This window comes from Rugamonas sp. FW305-51, assembly GCF_058786935.1.
On record NZ_JBYSZG010000007.1, the window covers coordinates 150,011 to 172,931 of the forward strand.

Genomic DNA, 22,921 nt, shown 5'->3' on the forward strand with positions numbered 1-22,921 from the left:
CCCCCCCCCCCCGCCCGAGGCCAGGGCCAGTCTTACAGCGCCTTCAGCGTGCCTTTCGGCAGCAGCACGGTGACCGAGTTCTTCTGCACCACGATCTCGGTGCCGCTCGATACTTCCAGCGTCACGTAGGCGTCGGTGACCTTGGCCACTTTGCCCAGCATGCCGCCGGCCGTGATCACTTCGTCACCCTTGGCCAGCGCGTCCATCATGGCCTTCTGTTCCTTGGCGCGTTTTTGCTGAGGACGGATCATCAGGAAATACATGGCCACGAACATCAGGATCAGGGGCAGGAAGCTGGTGAGGTTGCCACCCAGGCCGAGAACGTCGCCGGCCGATTGTGCGTAAGCGTTGGAAATGAACACTGAGTACTCCGTTTATAAGTTTGAAAAAATAGCGCTGTATTCTAGCACTGGCCGGGAAGCGTCAGCCCCCCTGCCATATGGGTCGCGTGCATCTTTTTACAAGATTGCAACAAACTGCGGCCCGTTTCAGATCCCGCGCGCCCGGTCCGCGTGGAATTGCAGGGTCCACGCGTGGAAGCGGTCCTCGTCCAGGGCATCGCGCATCTGCTGCATGATGTCGAGGTAGTAATGCAGGTTGTGGATGGTGTTCAGGCGCGCGCCCAGGATTTCCTGCGAACGGTGCAGGTGGTGCAGGTAGGCGCGCGAGAAGTTGCGGCAGGCGTAGCAGCCGCAGGTTTCGTCCAGCGGCGCCTTGTCGTCCTTGTAACGGGCGTTCTTGATCTTGATGTCGCCGAAGCGGGTAAACAGCCAGCCGTTGCGGGCGTTACGGGTCGGCATCACGCAGTCGAACATGTCGACCCCGTTCGAAACGCCGGCCACCAGGTCTTCCGGCGTGCCCACGCCCATCAGGTAGTGCGGCTTGTTGGCCGGCAGGCGCGGGCCCACATGGGCCAGCACGCGCATCATGTCTTCCTTCGGTTCGCCCACGGACAGGCCGCCGATGGCCAGGCCGGGGAAGTCGATCTCCTCCAGCTGGGCCAGCGATTCGTCGCGCAGGTTCTCGAACATGCCGCCCTGGACGATGCCGAACAGGGCGTTCGGGTTGCCGCCGCGGTGGAACTCGTCGTGCGAGCGCTGGGCCCAGCGCAGCGACATGCGCATCGACTTGGCCGCCTCGTCCAGCGTGGCGGGCCGGCCCGCGATTTCGTACGGCGTGCATTCGTCGAACTGCATCACGATGTCGGAATTGAGCACGCGCTGGATCTGCATCGAAATTTCCGGCGACAGGAACAGCTTGTCGCCGTTGATGGGCGAGTTGAAGTGCACACCCTCTTCCGTGATCTTGCGCATCTCGCCCAGCGAGAACACCTGGAAGCCGCCCGAGTCGGTCAGGATGGGCTTGTCCCAGCCCATGAAGTCGTGCAGGCCGCCGAACTTGGCGATCACGTCGTTGCCGGGGCGCAGCCACAGGTGGAAGGTATTGCCCAGGATGATCTGGGCATTGATTTCCTTCAGTTCCAGCGGCGACATGGCCTTGACGGAGCCGTAGGTGCCGACCGGCATGAAGATCGGGGTCTGCACCACACCGTGGTTCAGTTTGACGGTGCCGCGGCGGGCCTTGGTCAGGCCGCTGCTGTCGGTCTTGAGGAGTTTAAATTCCAGCATGGATAGGTTCTTTCTTTTAATTCTGGGGAGCACGCGCCTGCGTCGTCAGCAGCATGGCGTCGCCATAGCTGAAGAAGCGGTATTCGTGGGCGATGGCGTGGGCGTAAGCCGCGCGGATCTCGTCGTAACCGGCAAAGGCCGACACCAGCATCAGCAGGGTCGACTTGGGCAGGTGGAAATTGGTGATCAAACGGGTGACCGTCTTGAACCGGTAGCCGGGCGTGATGAACAGGGCCGTATCGGCGCTGCCCGCTTCCAGCGTCCCGCTTTGCGAAGCCGATTCCAGCGCGCGCAGGCTGGTGGTACCCACGGCCACCACGTCGCGCCCGGCGGCGCGGGTGGCGCGCACGGCGTCCACCGTGGCCTGGGGCATGGTGTACCACTCGGTATGCATCTTGTGCTCGGCCAGCACCTCGGTGCGCACCGGCTGGAAGGTGCCGGCGCCCACGTGCAGCGTGACGTAGGCGAAGTTGACGCCCTTGGCCTTCAACAGGGCCAGCAGCTGCTCGTCGAAGTGGAGGCCGGCCGTGGGCGCGGCCACGGCGCCGGGCACCTTGTTGAACACGGTCTGGTAGCGCGTCTCGTCGAAGGCGTCGGCCGTGTGCTCGATGTAGGGCGGCAGCGGCAGGCGGCCGTGGGCCTCGATCAGGTCGAACACATCGGCCTCGAAATGCAGGGTGTAGAACTCGCCGGCGCGCTCGCCGACGGTGACGTCGAAGGCGTCGGCCAGGCGGATCCTGACGCCGGGGCCGGGCGACTTGGAAGCGCGCACCTGGGCCAGCACGGTGCGGTTGTCGAGCACGCGCTCGACCAGCGCCTCGACCTTGCCGCCGCTGTCCTTGACGCCGAAGAAGCGGGCCTTGAGCACGCGGGTATCGTTCATCACCAGCAAATCGCCCGGCTGCAGCAGGTTGACGATGTCGGCGAACTGGCGGTCCACCAGCTGCGCGCCGTCCACATGCAGCAGGCGGGACGCACTGCGGTCAGGCAACGGGAATTGAGCGATGCGCTCGGGCGGCAAGTTAAAATCGAAATCGGAAAGCGAATACATGTGCAAACTTTTATGAGTGGGGGGCAGTTCCGGCATGCGGACACGAACTCGGCACTGCTGGCCTCTACGGATCAGTCCGTGTCCGAATGCCGGATCTGACCCCGGGTTTTCCGCGCAAGCCTTACAATACCGGCGTTGCTGCGCGACGGCCAACCCTCTATTTTACGCTAGTGCTCCCAGAAGCACCTGAATATGCCTGTTTCGAAGCCAAAAACCGCCAAAAAGACTGTCAGCCCGGAAGCCCGGCTGGCCAAGCTGGGCCTGCACACGGACATGGACCTGGTGCTGCACCTGCCCATGCGCTACGAGGACGAAACCCAGGTGGTATCGATCCGCGAAGCGTGCCTGCATGGCGGCGAATCGTCCCAGGTCGAGGGGCTGGTGGTCAAGAATGAAATCGCCTACAAGCCGCGGCGCCAGCTGCTGGTCCATATCGCCGACGAGACGGGCGACCTGCAGCTGCGCTTCATGAACTTCTACGGCAGCCAGGTCAAGCAGCTGGCCGAAGGCACGCGCGTGCGCGCACGGGGCGAACTCAAACACGGCTTCTTCGGCGCCGAGATGGTGCATCCCGCCTACAAGGTGGTCAACGAGGGCGCGCCCCTGCCCACTTCCCTCACCCCGGTCTATCCGTCCGGCGAGGGCCTGTCCCAGCCCGTGCTGCGGCGCGCCATCGGCGACGCCATGAAGCGCGTCGACTGGACCGACACCCTGCCGGCGGAACTGATCGACAGTATGCAGCTCACCAATTTCGAGCCGGCCGTCAAGCTGCTGCACTATCCGCCCCAGCAGGTGGACGAGCACGCGCTGGCCGACCGTTCCCACCCGGCCTGGGTGCGCATGAAGTTCGACGAGCTGCTGGCCCAGCAGCTGTCGCTGAAACGGGCCCAGCGCGCCCGGCGTGCCAAGGGCGCGGCGGCGCTCAAGGTGGTGGGCGACCTGTCCCAGCGCTTCCAGGCGGCCCTGCCGTTCAAGCTGACGGGCGCCCAGCAGCGCGTGCTGGACGAGATCCGCGCCGACCTGCGCCATCCCTACCCCATGCAGCGCCTGCTGCAGGGCGACGTGGGCAGCGGCAAGACGGTGGTGTCGGCGCTGGCCGCCACCCAGGCCATCGACAGCGGCTTCCAGGCGGCCCTGATGGCGCCCACGGAGATCCTGGCCGACCAGCACTTCCGCAAGATCGCGGCCTGGCTGGAGCCGCTGGGCGTGAAGGTGGCGTGGCTGACGGGCAGCCTGAAGAAAAAGGACAAGCTGGCCGCCACCGCCCTGATCGAATCGGGCCAGGCCCAGCTGGTGATCGGCACCCATGCCCTGATCCAGGACGGCGTCAACTTTGCCAACCTGGGCCTGGTGATCGTGGACGAGCAGCACCGCTTCGGCGTGGGCCAGCGCCTGACCTTGCGCAACAAGGGCAACGCGGGCGCCATCCCGCACCAGCTGATGATGTCGGCCACGCCCATCCCGCGCACGCTGGCCATGACCTACTACGCCGACCTGGAAGTGTCGGTGATCGACGAGCTGCCGCCCGGCCGCAGCCCCATCGTCACCCGCGCCGTGGACCAGAACCGGCGCGACGAGGTGATCGCCCGCGTGCACGCGGCCGCGCTGGAGGGACGCCAGGTGTACTGGGTCTGCCCCCTGATCGAAGAGTCGGAAGCGCTGCAGCTGCAGACCGCGACCGACACCCACGCCCTGCTGGCCGAAGCGCTGCCCGACCTGAACGTGGGCCTGGTGCACGGCCGCCTGAAACCGGCCGAAAAACAGGAGGTGATGGATGCCTTCAGCGCCGGCCAGATGCACGTGCTGGTGGCCACCACCGTGATCGAGGTGGGGGTGGACGTACCCAACGCCTCGCTGATGGTGATCGAGCACGCCGAGCGTTTCGGGCTGTCGCAGCTGCACCAGCTGCGGGGACGGGTGGGACGGGGTTCGGCGGCCAGCGTCTGCCTGCTGCTGTATCAGGGCCCGCTGGGCGGCGTGGCGCGCCAGCGCCTGATGACGATGCGCGAGACGACGGACGGTTTCGAGATCGCCCGGCGCGACCTGGAGATACGGGGTCCCGGCGAATTCCTGGGCGCGCGCCAGTCCGGCCAGGCCATGCTGCGTTTTGCCGACCTGGAAACGGACGGCTGGCTGGTGGACCAGGCGCGCGACGTGGCGCACGAGCTGCTGCATGCGCCGGACAAGGCGGCCACGGTGGAAGCCCACCTGGCGCGCTGGCTGGGCGGGCGCGAGGAATTCCTCAAGGTCTGATCAGAAGCACATGTAGAGCCGCGTAGCCAGGTCCAGCATGAAGCCGGGCTTGAGGTAGGCCGCGAACACCAGCGCCAGCACCACGGCCAGCGCCAGCCGCATCAGCCAGGTTTTCATGCCGGCTGCAACTGGGCCCGCACCAGTGCGCGCTCGTTGATGGGCAGGTTGACCAGCGCCGCCATCAGGCCCAGCGCGATGGTGATGCCCCACACCACGTCGTAGCTGCCCAGCCGGGCGAACAGGTAGCCGCCCAGCCACACACCCAGGCAGCTGCCCACCTGATGCGAGAAGAACACCATGCCGGCCAGCATGGACATGTGCTTGACGCCGAAGATGCCGGCGATGATGCCGTTGGTGAGCGGCACGGTCGACAGCCAGGTCACACCCATCACGGCCGCAAACACATACACCGACCACGGCGACAACGGCGCCAGCAGGAACAAGCCGATGAACACCGCGCGCGAAAAGTAGATACCTGCCAGCAGCAGGCGCTTGGGCAAGCGCCCACCAAGCTTGCCCGCGTAGTAGGAACCGAAGATGTTGAACAGGCCGATCAGCGCCAGCGCCATCACCGCCACCTGCGGATCGGCGATGCCCTTGTCCTTCAGGTACACGGGCAGGTGTACGCCGAGGAACACCAGCTGGAAGCCGCACACGAAGTAGCCGGCCACCAGGAACAGGAAGGAGCGGTTGCCGAGTGCCTCGCCCATCGCTTCGCGGATGCTCTGTTGCGGGCCGTGGCTGTGCACCACCTCCGGCTCGCGCAGGAACAATGCCATCGGTATCATGGCCACGACCACCAGCCCGGCCAGCAAATAGAAGGCGTTCTGCCAGCCGGCCGCCGAAATGAGCTGCTGCTCGACCGGCATCATCAGGAACTGGCCGAACGAGCTGCAGGCGCCGGAAATGCCGAATGCCCATGAGCGCTTCTCGACCGGGGCGATGCGGCCGATGATGCCACTGACGGCGCCGAACGCGGTGCACGCCAGGGCCAGCCCGATCAACACCCCGGAACCGAGTACGAACAGGGTGGCGTCGGTGGCCAGTGCCATCCACACCAGCCCCAGCATGTAGCTGACGGCGCCCACCAGCACCACGCGCATGGTGCCGTAGCGGTCCGCCGCCATGCCCGCAAAGGGGCCGAAGGCGCCCCACATCAGGTTCTGCAGGGCCATCGCCAGCGAATAGGTTTCGCGGGTCCAGCCATGGGCCTGCGAGATGGGCTGCATCCAGAAGCCGAAGCCGTGGCGCACCCCCATGGCCAGGGTGAGGATGACGCCGCTGGCCAGCAGCACGGTTTTGAGCGACGGTGCGCGGGAGGCGGTAAGCATGTCGGGTACGTCCTTGTTATTGCGTTGTGATTTTTGGCGTTACAGGTCGGCGCCGTAGCGCAGGCCGATCTGGCCCCGGATCGTGTCGAGCACGCCCATGATGGCCAGCGTTTCCTCGTGCGGCATGACGGGACTTTCGATCAGCCCCGCACGCATGCAGCGCACCACTTCCTGCGCCTCGTGGGTGTAGCCGTTGCCGCTGCGGGGAATGGTCAGCGTGCGCTCGCTGCGGGCGGCGCCGTCCACCAGCGTGACGGAGATTTTTTCCGTGCTGTGGAAGCGGTCGTGCAGGCGCACAAAGCCCTTGTCGCCGGAGATGGTCAGTTCGGTCGGGGTGCGCGCGCGCAGGCTGCAGCTGCAGGACGACATGCCGCCCCCTTCGTGGCGCAGGGTGAACATGGTCTGCAGGTCGACGCCGGTGGTGGCCATCTGCGCCTGCGCCTGCACCGCCGCCACTTCGCCGAGGAAGAACGATGCCATCGACAGCGGATAGATGCCCAGGTCCAGCAGCGCGCCGCCGCCCAGCTCGGGGTTGAACAGGCGGTGCTGCGGGCCGACCGTGGCCGTGAAGCCGAAGTCCGCGCTGACGTGGGTAGGCGTGCCGATCTCGCCGCTGTCGACGATGCGCTTGGCCTCGAGCACGGCCGGCATGAAGCGGGTCCACATGGCCTCCATCACGAACAGCCGCTTGCGGCGGGCCAGCGCGATGATGTCCTCGGCCTGGTTGCGGTTCATGGCGAACGATTTCTCGACCAGCACGCCCTTGCCGCCATGCAGGCACATCATGGCGTTCTCGTGGTGCATGGTGTGGGGCGTGCCGATGTAGACCACGTCCACCTGGTCGTCGTCGGCCAGCGCCTGGTAGGAGGCGTGGCAGCGCTCCACACCGTAGCGGGCGCCGAAGCTGGTAGCGCTATCTGCGCTGCGCGAAGCGACGGCCACCAGTCTGGCGCCCGGCGTATCCTGCAAGGCGGCGGCGAACGCCGTGGAGATCTTGCCCGTGCCCAGTATGCCCCAGCGGATTACCTGACTCATGATCGTTGTGCGCTTTCTGCCGCCACGCGGCGTTATCTGGCCACCGTCCCCCGTTTTGGCCGGAACACCGTGGCATCTGCATAAAAAATGTCGTCCTGCTGCGGCCACCAGTCCGGCACACCCAGTACCGGCAGCGGCGTGAAGCTGGCCGTCGTCAAGCCCTGCTCCGCCAGTTCCTGCGCCACGCGCCCGTCCAGCCAGGCGCGCCGGCCCTCATGATCGAGCGCGAAGTAGTCGTCACCGGCCAGCACCACGCGGGTGTGCGCGGTGATCGCCTTGTAGGGTGCAACCAGCTTTTCCATCAGCGCGTGGCCGAACAGCCAGACCTGCGCATCGGGACCGAAACCGGCGCGCTGCTCGACGAACGCGGCGCGCCACTGGTGGCTGCGCAGCGCCTCGGCCAGTGCATGGCCGGCGGCGTTGTCGCGTACCACCAGCAAGGCGGCGTTCTCGTCGAACAGCGTGGCCGCGTCACGCGCCGGTCCGCGCGACTTGCCTACCCCGTCGCGCGCGATCTGCGCCGCCTGCAGCGCGTTCAGCTGCCGCTTGACGCGCGGGAAGCTGAGCCACACCAGGGCGTTGAAGAAATCGTGCAGGTTGTCGCGCGTGGGTACGCAGCCGGTGGCGCCGATGAATTCCTCGTAGGCGGTACCGTCGGGCAGCGTGCTTTGCGGCACGAACGACAGGGGCAAGCCACGATGATTACACAAATCGAGCGCGGCTGCCCGCGCGTTGAATTTTTCGATGACGCTGGCGCCGCCGGGCGCCAGCAAGGCCGCCGCCGCCCGTACCGATTCGTACCAGGGCCGCGACCAGTCTATGGTGCCGAACACGCCTTATACCATCTTCCAGTTGATGGTTTCGCCGGCGTTGAGCGGCACCACCTGCTGGTCGGCCAGCGGCAGCGTGGCCGGCAGCTCCCACGCTTCGCGCTTGAGGGTGATGGTGCCGGTGTTGCGCGGCAGGCCGTAGAAGGCCGGGCCGTGGAAGCTGGCGAAGGCTTCCAGCTTGTCGAGCGCGCCGGCGCGTTCGAACGCTTCGGCGTACAGCTCCATCGCGTGCAGGGCCGTGTAGCAGCCGGCGCAGCCGCAGGCCGCTTCCTTGGCGCCCTGCGCGTGCGGCGCCGAATCGGTGCCGAGGAAGAAGCGCTCGTCGCCGCTGGTGGCGGCCGTCATCAGGGCCAGGCGGTGCTCCTCGCGCTTGAGCACGGGCAGGCAGTAGTAGTGGGGACGGATGCCGCCCTTGAAGATCTCGTTGCGGTTGTAGAGCAGGTGGTGGGCCGTGATGGTGGCGGCGATCGGGCCGTCCGCTTCGGCCACGTACTGCGCCGCGTCCTTGGTGGTGATGTGCTCGAAGACGATGTTCAGGGCCGGGAAGTCGCGGCGCAGCGGGCGCATCACGCGCTCGATGAAGACGGCTTCGCGGTCGAACAGGTCGATGTCGGGGTCGGTCACTTCGCCGTGGACCAGGAAGGGCATGCCCACTTCCTGCATCATTTCCAGCGTCTTGTAGCAGTTGCGCAGGTCGGTCACGCCGGCGTCGGAATTGGTGGTGGCGCCGGCCGGGTACAGCTTGACGGCCTGGATGAAGCCGCTGTCCTGGGCGCGCACGATCTCGTCGGGCGGGGTGTTGTTGGTCAGGTAGAGCGTCATCAAAGGCTCGAATTCCATCCCCTGCGGCAGCGCGGCCAGGATACGCTCGCGGTAGGCCAGCGCCATGGCGGTGGTGGTGACGGGCGGCTTCAGGTTGGGCATGACGATGGCGCGGCCAAACTGGCGGGCGCTGTGCGGCAGCACGCTGGCCAGGGTGGCGCCGTCGCGCAGGTGCAGGTGCCAGTCGTCTGGGCGGGTGATGGTCAGGCTCTGGGGGATGTGTTCGAAATCGGACATGGCGGCGGGCTCTCTAATTGCGGATACCGCCATTTTAACTGCTCGCGGCGCCGGACGTCCGGTTGCCGGGTCACGGACGGCATATCGGGACGACGTTGTATTTTGCGCAATTCTAACGGCTTGCGCGGCCCGGTTGACATGTCGTACGTAAGAGCGTACGGTTTCCTCTACACAGGAGGTCAGGCATGAGCACCATCACAGCCAGCGAGGCGCGCGAACGCCTCTACCATTTGATCGACGAGACAGCGGCCAGCCATGTCCCCGTGACCATCACGGGCAAGCGCAACGACGCTGTCCTGGTGTCCGCCGAGGACTGGGCCGCCATCCAGGAAACGCTGTACCTGCTGTCGGTACCAGGCATGCGCGAATCGATCCGGGCGGCGATGGCCGAGCCGCTGGAAACGAGCGCCAAGGAACTGGACTGGTGAGCTGGCAGCTGGTCTACAGCAAGCAGGCCACCAAGGACGCCCGCAAGCTGGCGGCGGCGGGCTTGAAGAAACAGGCCCAGGCCTTGCTCGACGTGCTGGCGGCCGATCCGTTCGGCCGTCCGCCGCCATTTGAAAAGCTGGTCGGCGACCTGGCTGGCGCTTACTCGCGCCGGATCAACATCCATCACCGCCTGGTATATGAAGTCTTCCCCGAACAGAAGACCGTGCGCATCCTGCGCATGTGGACCCACTACGAATAAGCGTCGCGCGCCTACCGGATAATGGCCACCCGCCGCTGCAGCTGGCGCGACGCCCACGACAGCAGGCAGCACAGCACGAAATAGACGACTGCCACGAAGGTGTACATTTCCACCAGCCGCCCGTCGCGCTGGGCCACCTTGCTGGCGGCGCCGACGAAATCGGGCACCGACAACACATACACCAGCGACACGTCCTGGAACAGCACGATGGTCTGGGTCAGCAGCACCGGCAGCATGTTGCGGAACGCCTGCGGCAGCACGATATGCCACATGGTGCGTCCATAGCCCAGCCCCAGCGCCTGCGCCGCCAGCACCTGCCCGCGCGGGATGGCCCGTATCCCGCCGCGCATGATCTCGCAGTAGTAGGCCGCCTGGAACAGGGTGAAGGTGATCAGCGCCGACCAGAAGGTGCCCACCTTGACCGGCTCGGCCGCCCCGATCACCCACGCGGCCACATACGGCACCAGGAAGTAGAACCAGAAGATCACCAGCACCAGCGGCACGGCCCGCACCAGGTTGACGTAGCCGGCCGCCGCCAGCGACAGCGGCCGGAACGCCGACATGCGGCCCAGCGCCAGCAGCGTGCCCAGCGCCACCCCGCCCAGCATGGCCAGCAACGTCAGCTGCAGCGTGAACGCCATCCCCACCTGGAACAGGTAGACCCAGGAGCGGGCGATGACGTCGAAGTCGAACTGGGCGAACATGGTCAGTGCCCTCCCAATGTGCCGGGCAGCGCCAGCCGCCGTTCCAGCCAGTGCATGGCGGCGATCACCACCAGGTTGGCCAGCACGTAGATGGCGGTGGCGGCGGAAAACGCTTCAAACACCTGGAACGAGAATTCCTGGATGGCGCGCGCGCTGGCCGTCAGCTCCATCAGGCCGATGGTCAGCGCCACCGAACTGTTCTTGATGATGTTGAGGAATTCGCTCGTCAGCGGCGGCAGCACGATGCGCAGCGCCAGCGGCAGCAGCACGTGGCGGTAGGCCTGCGGCAGGCGCAGCCCCAGCGCCAGCGCGGCCAGGCGCTGGCCGCCGGCCAGCGCCTCGATGCCGGCCGTGACCTGCACCGCCACCCGCGCCGACGTGAAAAAGCCCAGGCAGATCACGGCCGTGAGGAACGGTGCGTTGGGCATGGCCTTGAGCCAGTCGCCCGCCGCCTGCGGCAGCAGTTCCGGCATCACGAAGAACCACAGGAACATCTGCACCAGCAGCGGCACGTTGCGAAACACCTCCACGTAGGCCGTGCCAAGACGGCGCAGCCAGGGCGATGGCAGCGTGCGCAGCGTGCCCACGGCCAGCCCCAGCGCCAGCGCCATCAGCCAGCCGCACAGCGAGGTGGCCAGGGTCCAGCCCAGGCCCGACAGCAGCGTGTCCCAATAAGTATGGACGCCGTCGGGCGAGAGTTCACCGAAGATGGCCCAGTTCCAGTGGTAGTGCATGGCACCTCACTTCCTGCGGCTGGCCGCCTTTTGCGCCGCCGGCACTTCGGCATAGGCGGCCGGGTCGGGCGAATCGGTCGGTTTGGCGATCACCGCCTTGAGCTGGGGCGGCATGGGGAAGTTCAGGTTGATGCCCTTGGGCGGGATGGGACTGAGGAACCACTTGTTGTAGATCTTGACGAAATCGTCGGACTGGTAGAGCCGCGTCAACGCCGCATCGACCACCTGCTTGAAGGCCAGGTCGTCGCGCCGCATCATGATGCCGTACGGTTCCACCGACAGCGCCTCTTTGGTGATCTCGTAGTCGCCCGGATTGCGCGAGGTGGCCACCTGGCCCGCCAGCAGGATGTCGTCGTTGGCCTCGGCCGCGGCGCGCCCCGTCTCCATCATCAGGAACGATTCGGGATGGTCCTTGCCGACCACGATGGTCATGCCCAGCTGCTGCTCGTTGTTCAAGATCGTCATCTGCTTGAGCGTGGTGGTGCCGGCCGTGGCCACCAGGGTCTTGCCCTTCATGTCGGCCAGGCTGCGGATGTGCGAGGACTTCTTGGCCAGCAGGCGGTTGGCGATCACGAACATGGTGGGCGCGAACGCCACCTGCTTCTGGCGCTCGGCGTTGTTGGTGGTGGAGCCGCATTCGAGGTCGATGGTGCCGTTGGCCATCAGCGGAATGCGGTTGGCCGAGGTGACGGGATTCATCTGCACCTTGAGCGCCGTCAGGCCAAGATGCTTCTGCACCGCCACCACCGCCTTCATGCACAGGTCGACGGAATAGCCCTGGTACTGCTGCTTGTCGTCCAGGTAGGAGAACGGGATGGAGCCGTCGCGCACGCCGAGCGTGATGGTGCCGGTGCGCTTGATCTTGGCCAGCGTGCCGCCGGCCTCCTCGGCGCCGGCTGGCGCCAGCGTCAGGCCCGTCGCGCAGGCCAGGGATAACAACAGGGTAATGCGTACGCTACTCGATCCAGCCATGATTCCTCCTTGAACAGAAAAAATCCAACCATTACGGACGGTACGGCGACGGCACTGCGCGGGGCCGGGCTCCCCTTCTACCTAGCAGCCTGTCGGACTTAGAATCGTCGGCTGTAAAAATACCTGGGACGGTCCATATTTCGCCGCTTTCTCGGCCCATAGCCCGCTATGGGCACTGCGAAATCGTCAAAATCTGGCCTCGCCCAGCTATTTTTTCGCTTCGACTCCCTAAGCCCGACAGGCTGCTAGTGAATGATACGCGCCAGGAAGTCGCGCGCCCGTTCGGAACGGGGCGCGCCAAAGAATTCGTCCTTGCCGCAATCTTCCAGGATGCGGCCGTGGTCCATGAACACCACGCGGTTCGCCACTTTCTTGGCGAAGCCCATTTCGTGGGTCACCACCATCATGGTCATGCCATCCTGCGCCAGTCCCACCATCACGTCCAGCACCTCATTGATCATTTCCGGGTCCAGCGCGGAGGTCGGTTCGTCGAACAGCATTGCGATCGGGTCCATGGACAGGGCGCGGGCGATCGCCACCCGCTGCTGCTGGCCGCCCGACAGCTGGTTGGGATACTTGTCCTGCTGCGCCAGCAGGCCGACCCGGTCCAGGTACTTCAGGCCGCGCGCGGTGGCTTCGTCCAGGCTGCGGCCCAGCACCCTGGTCTGGCCCAGGGTCAGGTTGTCGCGCACCGACAGGTGGGGGAACAGCTCGAAATTCTGGAACACCATGCCGATCCGCGCCCGCAGCGCCGGCAGGTCGGTGCCGGGCGCGCCGACGGAGATGCCGTCCACCGTCACCTTCCCTTGCTGGAACGGCTCGAGGCCGTTGACGGTCTTGATCAGGGTCGACTTGCCGGAACCGGACGGTCCGCAGATCACCATCACGTCGCCCTTGGCCACGCTGGTGCTGCAATCCGTGAGCACCTGGAACTGGCCATACCATTTACTGAGATTTTCTATGTCGATCATATATTCCCATCGCCAGACAGACCCCGGCGCGGCCCCGGATGGGCGCCCGCGCGTGCTTGACAGCACCCTTGGCCACAAGGATACTGCGGAACTTGCTCATAGTTTCATCAGTTTACAAGGCTGGATCGCTGCATATGCATCGTACCGCAGCGGCCATTTGACGCTATTTTGCACGAGATTACGCGGCGACAGCGACCCTGTTCACCGCCGGCCACGCCAGAGAGACACTACCACAGGAACTCAAAATATGAAAAAACAAAGCCGATTGACCACCTACATCCTCGTCGGACTGGTACTGGGCATCTTCGCCGGTTACCTGGCCAACATCAATCTGGCCGATCCGGCCGGCTTCGCCGACACGATGTCGCTGGTTACGACCCTGTTCCTGCGCCTGATTAAAATGATCATCGCGCCGCTGGTCTTTTCCACCCTGGTGGTGGGCATCGCGCGCATGGGCGACGCCAGCGAAGTGGGCCGCATCGGCATCAAGACGCTGGGCTGGTTCTTCGTCGCCTCGCTCATCTCGCTGACCATGGGCCTGATCCTGGTCAACATGTTCCGTCCCGGCGACGCCTTGCTGGGCCACCTGCCGGCCACCACGGCCGCCAGCGGCATCGTCACCACCAGCCTGTCGCTGAAGGAATTCGTCACCCACCTGGTGCCCGCCTCCATCATCGAAGGCATGAGCAAGAACGAAATCCTGCAGATCGTGATCTTCTCGCTGTTCTTCGGTTCGGCCGCCGCCGCCGTGGGCGAGAAGTCGGCGCCCATGGTCGACGCGCTCGACGGCGTGGCCCACGTGATGCTGAAGGTGACGGGCTACGTGATGAAGTTCGCGCCGTTCGCCGTGTTCGCGGCAGTGGCCGGCGTGATCGGCAAGAGCGGCCTGGGCGTGCTCAAGACCTACGGCGTGTTCATGTCCGAGTTCTACTTCGGCATCGCCCTGCTGTGGGCCCTGCTGATCGCCATCGGCTTCGCCTTCCTGGGCAAGCGTATCGGCGGCCTGCTGGCCGAAATGCGCGGCCCGGCCCTGCTGGCCTTCTCCACCGCGTCGAGCGAAGCGGCCTACCCGAAAACGCTGGAAGGCCTGGAGCGCTTCGGCGTACGTAACCGCATCGCCGCCTTCGTGCTGCCGATCGGTTACTCGTTCAACCTGGACGGCTCGATGATGTACTGCACCTTCGCCACCGTGTTCATCGCCCAGGCCTACGGCATCGAAATGTCGCTGGGCCAGCAGATGACCATGATGATGGTGCTGATGCTGACCTCCAAAGGCATGGCCGGCGTGCCGCGCGCCTCGCTGGTGGTGATCGCCGCCACCCTGGGCCAGTTCAACATTCCGGAAGCGGGCCTGGTACTGCTGCTCGGTATCGACCACTTCCTGGACATGGCGCGCTCGGCCACCAACGTGATCGGCAACAGCATCGCCACCGCCGTCGTGGCCAAGTGGGAAGGCGAACTGGTCGACCCGATCAGCCGCGACCTGGCCGACGCGCCGCTGCCGTAAGCGGCGCAGCGCAGCACGGCGCAGCAAACAAAAAGGCTTCCCTCGGGAAGCCTTTTTTCATGGCGCCGGCAGCGCGTAAAAATGGGGACGTACCCCTTTTTCTGCATGGCGCCGGCGCCGGATCAGGACTGCTCGGCCACCATCCGGTCCGGCCCCGGGCTGGGCGGCGACGCCAGGTCCTCGTCGGCGCGCGCTTGCTGGCGCAACCACATCTGGGCGTACAGGCCGTCGGCCGCCAGCAGCGACTGGTGGGTGCCCCGCTCGACGATGCGACCGTGGTCCAGCACCAGGATCTGCTCGGCGTCGGCCACCGTGGACAGGCGGTGCGCGATCACCAGCGTGGTGCGGCTGCGGGCGATTTCCTTCAACTGGGCCTGGATCGCCTGCTCGGCCTTGGAGTCGAGCGCGGAGGTGGCCTCGTCGAAGATCAGGATGGCCGGGTTCTTCAGCAGCGTGCGCGCGATGGCCACGCGCTGCTTTTCGCCGCCCGACAGTTTGAGTCCGCGCTCGCCCACCATGGAGCCGTAACCGTCCGGCAGGCTCTCGATGAACTCGTGGATGGAGGCCGCCTTGGCCGCCGCCACGATCTGTTCCTTGGTGGCGCCCGGCTTGCCGTAGGCGATGTTGTATTCGATGGTGTCGTTGAACAGCACCGTATCCTGGGGCACGATGCCGATCGCGTGGCGCAGCGAGTCCTGGGTCACGGCGCGCACGTCCTGGCCGTCGATGGTGATGCTGCCGCCGTTGACTTCATAGAAGCGGAACAGCAGCCGCGACAGGGTGGACTTGCCCGAACCGCTGTGCCCCACCACGGCCGTGGTGGTGCCGGGGGCGATGGTGAAGTCGACGTCGAACAGGATCTTGCGCTTGGTCTCGTAGCTGAAATCGACGTGCTGGAAGCGCACCTGCGCGCCGTGCGTCTGCAGCGGCTGGGCGCCGGGCGCGTCGGCCACTTCGCGATGCTCGTCCAGCAGCGAGAACAGTTTCTCCATGTCGGCCAGGCTTTGCTTGATCTCGCGGTAGATCACGCCCAGGAAATTGAGCGGGATGTAGAGCTGGATCATGAAGGAATTGACCAGCACCAGGTCGCCCAGCGTCATGGTGCCGGCGATCACGCCGGCCGTGGCGCGCCACAGGATCAGCGTGACGGCGCTGGCGATGATCAAGGACTGTCCCGTGTTAAGCAGCGACAGCGACGTCTGCGACTTGACGGCGGCCGACTCGAAGCGCTGCAGGCCCTCGTCGTAGCGGCGCGCCTCGTAATCCTCGTTGCCGAAGTACTTGACCGTCTCGTAGTTGATCAGCGAGTCGATGGCCTTGGTGTTGGCCTTGGAATCGAGATCGTTCATGGTGCGGCGGAAGTGGGTGCGCCAGTCCGTGACGAACACGGTAAAGGCGATGTACAGCACCAGCGCGCAGAAGGTGATGACGGAGAACCAGATGTCGTAGTGCGTGACCAGGTAGCCCAGCACCAGCGTGATTTCCACCAGCGTGGGCAGGATGTTGAACAGCGTGTACGAGATCAGCGAACCGACGCCGCGCGTGCCGCGCTCGATGTCGCGCGTCATGCCGCCCGTCTGGCGGTTCAGGTGGAAGCGCAGCGACAGCGAATGCAGATGGCGGAACACCTGCAGCGCGATGGTGCGCACGGCCCGCTGCGTGACGCGCGCGAACAGGAATTCGCGCAGCTCCGTAAACAGCGTGGTCGACACCCGCAGCGCACCGTAGGCCAGCAGCGCGCCCAGCGGCAGCACCAGCAGCGCCTGCGGGTGGCTGGGGTTGATGCTGAGCTGGTCGATCAGCCGCTTCATCACCAGCGGCACGCCGACGTTGGCCAGCTTGGCGCCTACCAGGCACAGCAGCGCCAGCAGCACGCGCCATTTGTAGACCCACAGGTAGGGGAACAGGGTTTTCAGGGTAGCCAGGTCGCTGCGGGTGGCGGCACGGGCGTCCGGTGCGGGACCGGAGGAGGACGGGGGATAACGGCGCATGGCAAAGCTCTGCTTTTTATGGTTCAATCTGGACCATTGTAGCCCTTCACGAGATTTTGCGATGACCACCCCCGAAAACACGACGCCCGCCTCCGAATACCGCAGCCTGCCCGCCGGCCGCATGCCGGAGCTGCGCATGATGCCGGCGCCATCCGACGCCAACGTCTATGGCGACGTGTTCGGCGGCTGGATCATGTCCCAGGTGGACATTGCCGGTTCGCTGCCGGCCACGCGCCGCGCCAACGGCCGCGTTGCCACCATCTCCGTCAATTCCTTCGTGTTCAAGAACCCCGTGTTCGTGGGCGACCTGTTGTCGTTTTATGCCGACATCGTCAAGGTCGGCAACACCTCGATCACCGTCAACGTGGAAGTGTACGCCGAGCGCAACCGCCTGCAGGCGTGCACCGTCAAGGTGACGGAGGCCACGCTGACCTATGTGGCCACCGATTCGAACCGCAAGCCGCGCAAGGTGCCGCCGCTCGAAACCCTGCTGGCATAAGCCGCGCCGGCGCATGGAAACGGCGCGCCGCAACTTCCTGGCACAGGGCGCGCGCCTGTCGGCGCTGGCCGCGGCGGGCGCCGTGGGCACCATCGGCGCCATCGGCCCCGCCAGCGCCCGAGCCGCCGGCCAGCCCGGCGCGCCCTACCCGTTCACGCTGGGCGTGGCCTCCGGCTCGCCGCTGCCGGACGCGGTGGTGATCTGGACCCGCATCCTGTTCGATCCCCTGAACGCCGCCGCCATGCCGCCGCTGGCCTTTGCCGTGCGCTGGGAAATGGCGGAGGACGAAGGATTCCGCCGCATCGTCGCGCGCGGCACGGCCAGCGCCGCGCCCGCACTGGCCCACAGCGTCCACGTCGACGTGACGGGCCTGGCGCCGGAGCGCTGGTACTGGTACCGCTTCCTGCTGGGCGACGCCGTCAGCCCCGTCGGGCGCACCCGCACGGCGCCCGCGCCGGACGCCATGCCGGCCCGCCTCAAGCTGGCCGTGGCCTCGTGCCAGCACTGGGAGTTCGGCAGCTACGCGGCGCACCGCCACATCGCGGCCGCCGCGCCCGACCTGGTGGCCTTCCTGGGCGACTACATCTACGAATGGGGGCCCTACCAGCTGCGCCACCCGCTGGCGGCCATGCGCAGCAACGAAAGCTTCACGCTGGCCGACTACCGCGCCCGCTACGCCCAATACAAGACCGATCCCGACCTGCAGGCCGCCCACCTGGCCGCGCCGTGGATCGTCACCTGGGACGACCACGAGGTGGCCAACGACTACGCCAACGACCACGACGAGCGCCTCGATCCCCGCTTTGCCGAACGGCGCGCGGCGGCCTACCAGGCCTTCTACGAGCACATGCCGCTGCGCCTGCCCGCGCCGCCCGGCGGCTTCGGCCAGCTGCGCATGTACCAGCGCTACGACTGGGGGCGTCTGGCCCGCTTCCACGTGCTCGACGACCGCCAGTACCGCGCCTACCCGGCCTGTTTGCCGCCGGGCCGGGGCGGTTCCAGCTCCGTCTACCTGCGCGACTGCCCTGCCCTGCGCGATCCGTCGCGCACCATGCTGGGCGCGCAGCAGCAGGCCTGGCTGGAGCAGGGCTTGCAGTCGTCGCCGGCGCGCTGGAACATACTGGCCCAGCAGACGCTGATGGCGCAGAACAGCCAGGTGCCGCTGCGCACGGAGCAGGATGGCCGTTACTGGACCGATGGCTGGGATGGCTATCCGATGGCGCGCCAGCGCCTGTACGACGCGCTGCGCGCCAGCCATGCGGCCAATCCGCTGGTGCTGTCGGGCGACGTACACAGCTTTTTCGCGGCCGAACTGCGGCGCCAGCCGCTGCGGCCCGTGTCGGCCGCCAATCCGGTACTGGCCACGGAATTTTGCGGCGGCTCCGTCACATCGCCGTCGCGTCCGCAGGCCCGCACGGCCCAGTACGTGGCCATGAATCCGGAACTGAAGTTCGGCCGCAGCGACCTGCGCGGCTACATGCTGCTCACGTTCACGCCGGCCGACTGCACGGCACTGTTCCAGGCGCTCGACGATGTGCACGACCCGGCCTCCGGCGTGAGCACGCTGGCCCGCTTCCGGGTTGCAAACGGCAAGCCTGGATTGACGCCGGCCTAGCCTTGCATCACCGGGTGGGCGGCCTATACTGGGTAGACCATCCCCAGGAGGCCAGTTATGTTGAAGGTCAAGGAACACGATGTTGCACAACAGCTCGACGCCTGCCTGCAGCGCGCGCTGACGCAACCGCTCGTGATAGAACCGGCAGGCCGCGATGCCGTGGTCATGCTGTCGCTGGCGGAGTATGAACGCCTGCAGGAAGTGGAAGACGAGCACTGGGCGGCCTGCGCCCGCCGCGCCAATAAGGAAGGCTATCTCGACCACGACCACGAAGTGCGCCAGCGTCTGGCCGACGCCATGCGCGCGCGCTGCCTGAGCCGCATCAGGCAAACCGTGGCGGCCTAGCCCACGGCGGGGCCGCGCAAAAAAAATCGCCCGGCAATGCGGGCGATTTTCTCAGGCGGCGGACAGCGTCGTTCAGGCTGCCTGTTTCTCGTCGCGCAGCTGGCGGCGCAGGATCTTGCCCACGTTGGTCTTGGGCAGCTCATCGCGGAACTCGATGTATTTCGGCTTCTTGTAGGCCGTCAATTCATGCTTGCAGTAATCCTGCAGCTGGTCGGCCGTCAGGTTCGGATCCTTGCGCACCACAAACAGTTTCACCGCTTCGCCCGAGTTCTTGTCCGGCACGCCGATGCAAGCCACTTCCAGCACGCCCGGGTGGGCCGCCACCACGCCTTCGATTTCGTTCGGATAAACGTTGAAGCCCGACACCAGGATCATGTCCTTCTTGCGGTCGACGATGCGGGTGTAGCCGCGCTCGTCCATGATGCCCACGTCGCCCGTCTTGAAGAAGCCGTCCGGCGTCATCGACTTGGCCGTCTCGTCGTCACGCTGCCAGTAGCCGGCCATCACTTGCGGGCCGCGGATGGCGATCTCGCCGGGCTGGCCGAACGGCAGCGGCTGGCCATCGTCGTCCAGGATCAACACTTCCGTCGACGGAATCGGCAGGCCGATGGTGCCCGTGAATTCCTTGATGTCGACCCGGTTGGCCGTGGCCACGGGCGACGTTTCCGACATGCCGTAACCTTCGATGATGGGGGTGCCCGTCAGCTTGAGCCAGCGGTCGGCCACGGCTTGCTGCACGGCCATGCCGCCGCCGTTGCAGATCTTGTAGGTCGAGAAGTCGAGCTTGGCGAAGTCGGCGTTGTTGAGCAGCGCGTTATACAGCGTATTCACGGCCGGGAACACAGCCACCTTGTACTTGGCCAGTTCCTTGACGAAGCCGGGGATGTCACGCGGGTTGGGAATCAGCAGATTCATGCCGCCCAGGCGCATGCCCATGAAGGCGCTGATGGTCAGCGAATAGATGTGGTACAGGGGCAGCGCGCAGACGAACACCAGCTGGTCCTTTTGCGGCGGCAGCTGCAGCCACGCTTCGTTCTGCAGCACGTTGGCCACCACGTTACGGTGCAGCAGCACGGCGCCCTTGGACACGCCCGTGGTGCCACCCGTGTATTGCAGGAAGGCGATGTCGTCGTGGCCCTGCTTGACGGGCTTGAGCGTCAGGCGCGCGCCTTCGGCCAGCACCTGCTTGAAGCTGATAGCCGTCGGCAGCGAATAGGCCGGCACCATCTTCTTGACCTTGCGCACCACCAGGTTGACCAGCATGCCTTTCAGGCCGCCCAGCAGGTCGCCCATGCTGCCCACGATCACGTGCTTGACCTTGGTGTTGGCCAACACTTGCTGCACCGTGGTGGCAAAGTTTTCCAGCACCACGATCGCTTCCGCGCCCGAGTCATTCAGCTGGTGCTGCAGTTCGCGCGGCGTGTACAGCGGGTTGACGTTGACCACCGTGTAGCCGGCGCGCAGGATGGCGGCCATGGCCACCGGGTATTGCAGCACGTTAGGCAGCATGATGGCCACGCGCGCGCCCTGCTTCAAACCCTTGCTCTGCAGCCAGGCGCCCATGCGGGCCGACAGGCGGTCCAGCTCGCCATAGGTGAGGAACTTGTCCATGCAAACGTAGGCGTTGCGGTCGGAGTACTTGCGGAAAGCCTCCTCCAGGATGTGGGTGACCGAGCGGTATTGCGTGATATCGATTTCCGCCGGTACGCCTTCGGGGTAGGACTTCAGCCAAATCTTTTCCATCTATTGCCTCACTATCAGGTTGACGGCGCGCGTAGCTCGGCGCCAGGGTCGTTTGCTATGGTTTAAAAACAGTAAGGCCGGCAAGCCACCACGCTTGCCGGCCGGGTAGGGGTTGTTGCTATGCCGCCTGCTTGACGCTCGCTTGCGGTTCATCGCGCAGGGCGCGCCGCAGTATCTTGCCGACGTTGGTCTTGGGCAGTTCGGTGCGGAATTCAATGTACTTCGGCTTCTTGTAACCGGTAAATTGTTCCTTGCAGTATGCCATCAGCACGTCCACGGTCAGGTTGGGATCCTTGCGCACCACGTACACCTTGACGGCCTCGCCCGAGTGCTCGTCGGGCACGCCGATGCAGGCGCATTCGAGCACGCCCGGGTGGGCCGCGATCACGCCTTCCAGTTCGTTCGGATACACGTTGAAGCCCGACACCAGGATCATGTCCTTCTTGCGGTCGACGATCTTCACGTAGCCGCGCTCGTCCATGATGCCCACGTCGCCCGACTTGAAGTAGCCGTCGGCCGTCATCACCTTGGCCGTCTCGTCCGGCCGGTTCCAGTAGCCGCTCATCACCTGCGGGCCGCGGATGGCGATCTCGCCCGGCTGGCCCAGCGGTACGGGCTGGCCGTCGTCGTCCAGGATGGCCACCTCGGTGGACGACACGGGCAGGCCGATGGTGCCGGAGAATGCCGTGCTGTTGGCCGGATTGCTGGTGGCCAGCGGCGACGTTTCCGACAGGCCGTAGGCTTCCACGATGGACTTGCCCGTGGCCTTGAGCCACTTGTCGTTGACCGCTTGCTGCACCGCCATGCCGCCGCCGTTGGCGACCTTGAGGGCGGAGAAGTCGAGGCTGGCGAAATCGGGATGGTTGACCAGCGCGTTATACAGCGTATTGACGGCCGGCAGCACGTTGATCGGGTACTTGCGCAATTCCTTGATAAAGCCGGGAATGTCGCGCGGATTGGGGATCAGCAGGTTGAGGGCACCGACCCGCGCGCCCCACAGGGCGCAGGCCGTCAGCGCGAAGATGTGGTACAGCGGCAAGGCGCACACGACAGTCAGCGCTTCCTGTGACTGGCCGATGGCCGGCGCCGACCACGCTTCGATCTGCAGCACGTTGGCCACCAGGTTGCGGTGGGTCAGCGTGGCGCCCTTGGACACGCCCGTGGTGCCGCCCGTGTATTGCAGGAAGGCCACGTCGGACGGTTTGAGCTCGACCGGGGTCAGCTTCATGCGGCCGCCCAGCGACAGCGCCTGTTTGAAGCGCATGGCGTTGGGCAGCGAGAACGGCGGCACCATCTTCTTGACGCTGCGCACCACGAAATTGACCAGCATGCCTTTCACGCCGCCCAGCATCTCGCCCATGTTGGCCACCACGATATGCTTGACGGCCGTCTTGCCCAGCACCTGTTCCAGCGTGCTGGCGAAGTTTTCCAGCACGATGATGGCTTCGCTGCCCGAATCGTTGAGCTGGTGTTCCAGTTCGCGCGGGGTGTACAGGGGATTGACGTTGACCACGGTATAGCCGGCGCGCAGGATGGCGGCCACGGCGATCGGATATTGCAGCACGTTGGGCAGCATCACGGCCACGCGCGCGCCCGGCTTCATGCCCCGGCTTTGCAGCCACGCGCCCATACGCCTGGAGCTGGCGTCGAGTTCGGCGAAGGTGAGGAAACGATCCATGCAGACATAAGCGTTACGGTCTGCGTACTTGTGAAACGATTCTTCCAACAGTTGCACCAGAGAACGATATTGATTAGGATCAATATCGGCCGGCACACCAGGGGGATACGACTTCAACCAGATTTTCTCCATCCTGTGCCTCTTGTCTCGATTTTATCGTTGTAGGAACCGGCGCACAGGGCCGGGAAGCAGGGTCAGGCGCTCCCCCGGCGCGCGAGCGCCGTGAAAGTACTTGACCCGATGCTATATAAACGAACGCTCGTGCGCAAGCAGTTTCAGGCCGTTTG

Annotated in this window: 21 protein-coding genes; 7 read left to right on the plus strand and 14 right to left on the minus strand. The window is 65.6% G+C overall.

The features are described from left to right. Nucleotides 1-32 precede the first annotated feature (32 nt). From yajC to queA, 3 genes are all read right to left on the minus strand, one after another. Nucleotides 33-362 carry a preprotein translocase subunit YajC gene (yajC, locus tag AC3WOS_RS07775; protein ID WP_492715310.1) on the minus strand — a complete coding sequence of 110 codons (330 nt, stop codon included), beginning with the start codon at nucleotides 360-362 and terminating at the stop codon, nucleotides 33-35. Between the two features lie 126 nt (nucleotides 363-488). After that, nucleotides 489-1,628, minus strand: coding sequence for a tRNA guanosine(34) transglycosylase Tgt (tgt, locus tag AC3WOS_RS07780; protein ID WP_492715311.1), 1,140 nt, complete (start codon nucleotides 1,626-1,628; stop codon nucleotides 489-491). Nucleotides 1,629-1,644: 16 nt separating this feature from the next. Further along, nucleotides 1,645-2,679: a tRNA preQ1(34) S-adenosylmethionine ribosyltransferase-isomerase QueA gene (gene queA / locus AC3WOS_RS07785; protein ID WP_492715312.1), complete on the minus strand. Its 1,035-nt coding sequence runs from the start codon at nucleotides 2,677-2,679 to the stop codon at nucleotides 1,645-1,647. 192 nt (nucleotides 2,680-2,871) lie between these two features. Here queA and recG point away from each other — a divergent pair, with 192 nt between their 5' ends. Then, nucleotides 2,872-4,932, plus strand: coding sequence for an ATP-dependent DNA helicase RecG (recG, locus tag AC3WOS_RS07790; RefSeq protein WP_492715313.1), 2,061 nt, complete (start codon nucleotides 2,872-2,874; stop codon nucleotides 4,930-4,932). Between the two features lie 113 nt (nucleotides 4,933-5,045). Here the strand turns inward: recG and AC3WOS_RS07795 are convergent, their stop codons facing one another. From AC3WOS_RS07795 to pyrC, 4 genes are read right to left on the minus strand one after another with little or no spacing between them, the layout of a single operon-like run. Continuing rightward, nucleotides 5,046-6,263, minus strand: a complete 1,218-nt coding sequence (locus tag AC3WOS_RS07795) for an MFS transporter (RefSeq protein WP_492715315.1) — start codon at nucleotides 6,261-6,263, stop codon at nucleotides 5,046-5,048. A 39-nt stretch (nucleotides 6,264-6,302) separates the two neighbouring features. Next, entirely contained in the window at nucleotides 6,303-7,298 is a 996-nt protein-coding gene (locus AC3WOS_RS07800) for a Gfo/Idh/MocA family protein (protein WP_492715316.1), read from the minus strand. 32 nt (nucleotides 7,299-7,330) lie between these two features. Then, nucleotides 7,331-8,131: a DUF3025 domain-containing protein gene (locus AC3WOS_RS07805; protein WP_492715317.1), complete on the minus strand. Its 801-nt coding sequence runs from the start codon at nucleotides 8,129-8,131 to the stop codon at nucleotides 7,331-7,333. A gap of 3 nt (nucleotides 8,132-8,134) precedes the next feature. Further along, entirely contained in the window at nucleotides 8,135-9,187 is a 1,053-nt protein-coding gene (gene pyrC, locus AC3WOS_RS07810) for a dihydroorotase (RefSeq protein WP_492715318.1), read from the minus strand. 185 nt (nucleotides 9,188-9,372) lie between these two features. On the opposite strand from pyrC, the gene AC3WOS_RS07815 reads away from it, so the two are divergent. Together AC3WOS_RS07815 and AC3WOS_RS07820 are read left to right on the plus strand one after the other, a co-directional pair. Next, nucleotides 9,373-9,615, plus strand: a complete 243-nt coding sequence (locus AC3WOS_RS07815; protein ID WP_492715319.1) for a type II toxin-antitoxin system Phd/YefM family antitoxin — start codon at nucleotides 9,373-9,375, stop codon at nucleotides 9,613-9,615. Continuing rightward, nucleotides 9,612-9,875: a Txe/YoeB family addiction module toxin gene (locus tag AC3WOS_RS07820; RefSeq protein ID WP_492715320.1), complete on the plus strand. Its 264-nt coding sequence runs from the start codon at nucleotides 9,612-9,614 to the stop codon at nucleotides 9,873-9,875. The genes AC3WOS_RS07815 and AC3WOS_RS07820 overlap by 4 nt, the downstream gene beginning before the upstream one ends. A gap of 11 nt (nucleotides 9,876-9,886) precedes the next feature. Here AC3WOS_RS07820 and AC3WOS_RS07825 read toward each other — a convergent pair whose 3' ends face one another. The 4 genes from AC3WOS_RS07825 to AC3WOS_RS07840 form a co-directional block, all read right to left on the minus strand. Next, entirely contained in the window at nucleotides 9,887-10,579 is a 693-nt protein-coding gene (locus AC3WOS_RS07825) for an amino acid ABC transporter permease (RefSeq protein ID WP_492715321.1), read from the minus strand. A 2-nt stretch (nucleotides 10,580-10,581) separates the two neighbouring features. Further along, nucleotides 10,582-11,313 carry an amino acid ABC transporter permease gene (locus AC3WOS_RS07830; protein WP_492715322.1) on the minus strand — a complete coding sequence of 244 codons (732 nt, stop codon included), beginning with the start codon at nucleotides 11,311-11,313 and terminating at the stop codon, nucleotides 10,582-10,584. A 6-nt stretch (nucleotides 11,314-11,319) separates the two neighbouring features. Continuing rightward, on the minus strand, nucleotides 11,320-12,285 hold the full coding sequence (locus AC3WOS_RS07835) for an amino acid ABC transporter substrate-binding protein (protein WP_492715323.1): 966 nt from the start codon (nucleotides 12,283-12,285) through the stop codon (nucleotides 11,320-11,322). A gap of 245 nt (nucleotides 12,286-12,530) precedes the next feature. Next, nucleotides 12,531-13,256, minus strand: coding sequence for an amino acid ABC transporter ATP-binding protein (locus AC3WOS_RS07840; RefSeq protein ID WP_492715324.1), 726 nt, complete (start codon nucleotides 13,254-13,256; stop codon nucleotides 12,531-12,533). Between the two features lie 247 nt (nucleotides 13,257-13,503). On the opposite strand from AC3WOS_RS07840, the gene AC3WOS_RS07845 reads away from it, so the two are divergent. Then, the gene (locus AC3WOS_RS07845) at nucleotides 13,504-14,763 is read left to right on the plus strand and encodes a dicarboxylate/amino acid:cation symporter (RefSeq protein WP_492715325.1); all 1,260 of its coding nucleotides are present in this window, start codon (nucleotides 13,504-13,506) and stop codon (nucleotides 14,761-14,763) included. A 122-nt stretch (nucleotides 14,764-14,885) separates the two neighbouring features. Here AC3WOS_RS07845 and AC3WOS_RS07850 read toward each other — a convergent pair whose 3' ends face one another. Further along, the gene (locus tag AC3WOS_RS07850; RefSeq protein WP_492715326.1) at nucleotides 14,886-16,754 is read right to left on the minus strand and encodes an ABCB family ABC transporter ATP-binding protein/permease; all 1,869 of its coding nucleotides are present in this window, start codon (nucleotides 16,752-16,754) and stop codon (nucleotides 14,886-14,888) included. Between the two features lie 61 nt (nucleotides 16,755-16,815). Here AC3WOS_RS07850 and AC3WOS_RS07855 point away from each other — a divergent pair, with 61 nt between their 5' ends. The 3 genes from AC3WOS_RS07855 to AC3WOS_RS07865 are packed head-to-tail and all read left to right on the plus strand — an operon-like array spanning nucleotide 16,816 to nucleotide 19,213. After that, entirely contained in the window at nucleotides 16,816-17,253 is a 438-nt protein-coding gene (locus AC3WOS_RS07855) for an acyl-CoA thioesterase (RefSeq protein WP_492715327.1), read from the plus strand. A gap of 13 nt (nucleotides 17,254-17,266) precedes the next feature. Next, nucleotides 17,267-18,868 (plus strand): alkaline phosphatase D family protein, encoded by a 1,602-nt coding sequence (locus tag AC3WOS_RS07860; RefSeq protein ID WP_492715328.1) that lies wholly within the window; start codon nucleotides 17,267-17,269, stop codon nucleotides 18,866-18,868. A gap of 57 nt (nucleotides 18,869-18,925) precedes the next feature. After that, complete coding sequence (locus AC3WOS_RS07865; protein WP_492715329.1) at nucleotides 18,926-19,213, plus strand: type II toxin-antitoxin system Phd/YefM family antitoxin; 288 nt, start codon at nucleotides 18,926-18,928, stop codon at nucleotides 19,211-19,213. A gap of 72 nt (nucleotides 19,214-19,285) precedes the next feature. Here AC3WOS_RS07865 and AC3WOS_RS07870 read toward each other — a convergent pair whose 3' ends face one another. Both AC3WOS_RS07870 and AC3WOS_RS07875 read right to left on the minus strand, forming a co-directional pair. Then, entirely contained in the window at nucleotides 19,286-20,956 is a 1,671-nt protein-coding gene (locus AC3WOS_RS07870; RefSeq protein WP_492715330.1) for a long-chain fatty acid--CoA ligase, read from the minus strand. A gap of 118 nt (nucleotides 20,957-21,074) precedes the next feature. Further along, nucleotides 21,075-22,766: a long-chain-fatty-acid--CoA ligase gene (locus AC3WOS_RS07875; protein ID WP_492715331.1), complete on the minus strand. Its 1,692-nt coding sequence runs from the start codon at nucleotides 22,764-22,766 to the stop codon at nucleotides 21,075-21,077. Nucleotides 22,767-22,921 lie beyond the last annotated feature (155 nt).

Coding starts and splice junctions, on each gene's coding strand:
- AC3WOS_RS07795 (WP_492715315.1), bottom strand. CDS start 6,263: ATGCTTACCGCCTCCCGCGCACCGTCGCTCAAAACCGTGCTGCTGGCC.
- AC3WOS_RS07845 (WP_492715325.1), top strand. CDS start 13,504: ATGAAAAAACAAAGCCGATTGACCACCTACATCCTCGTCGGACTGGTA.
- tgt (WP_492715311.1), bottom strand. CDS start 1,628: ATGCTGGAATTTAAACTCCTCAAGACCGACAGCAGCGGCCTGACCAAG.
- AC3WOS_RS07800 (WP_492715316.1), bottom strand. CDS start 7,298: ATGAGTCAGGTAATCCGCTGGGGCATACTGGGCACGGGCAAGATCTCC.
- AC3WOS_RS07865 (WP_492715329.1), top strand. CDS start 18,926: ATGTTGAAGGTCAAGGAACACGATGTTGCACAACAGCTCGACGCCTGC.
- queA (WP_492715312.1), bottom strand. CDS start 2,679: ATGTATTCGCTTTCCGATTTCGATTTTAACTTGCCGCCCGAGCGCATC.
- AC3WOS_RS07870 (WP_492715330.1), bottom strand. CDS start 20,956: ATGGAAAAGATTTGGCTGAAGTCCTACCCCGAAGGCGTACCGGCGGAA.
- AC3WOS_RS07855 (WP_492715327.1), top strand. CDS start 16,816: ATGACCACCCCCGAAAACACGACGCCCGCCTCCGAATACCGCAGCCTG.
- AC3WOS_RS07815 (WP_492715319.1), top strand. CDS start 9,373: ATGAGCACCATCACAGCCAGCGAGGCGCGCGAACGCCTCTACCATTTG.
- pyrC (WP_492715318.1), bottom strand. CDS start 9,187: ATGTCCGATTTCGAACACATCCCCCAGAGCCTGACCATCACCCGCCCA.
- AC3WOS_RS07875 (WP_492715331.1), bottom strand. CDS start 22,766: ATGGAGAAAATCTGGTTGAAGTCGTATCCCCCTGGTGTGCCGGCCGAT.
- AC3WOS_RS07840 (WP_492715324.1), bottom strand. CDS start 13,256: ATGATCGACATAGAAAATCTCAGTAAATGGTATGGCCAGTTCCAGGTG.
- recG (WP_492715313.1), top strand. CDS start 2,872: ATGCCTGTTTCGAAGCCAAAAACCGCCAAAAAGACTGTCAGCCCGGAA.
- AC3WOS_RS07860 (WP_492715328.1), top strand. CDS start 17,267: ATGGAAACGGCGCGCCGCAACTTCCTGGCACAGGGCGCGCGCCTGTCG.
- AC3WOS_RS07850 (WP_492715326.1), bottom strand. CDS start 16,754: ATGCGCCGTTATCCCCCGTCCTCCTCCGGTCCCGCACCGGACGCCCGT.
- AC3WOS_RS07825 (WP_492715321.1), bottom strand. CDS start 10,579: ATGTTCGCCCAGTTCGACTTCGACGTCATCGCCCGCTCCTGGGTCTAC.
- AC3WOS_RS07830 (WP_492715322.1), bottom strand. CDS start 11,313: ATGCACTACCACTGGAACTGGGCCATCTTCGGTGAACTCTCGCCCGAC.
- AC3WOS_RS07835 (WP_492715323.1), bottom strand. CDS start 12,285: ATGGCTGGATCGAGTAGCGTACGCATTACCCTGTTGTTATCCCTGGCC.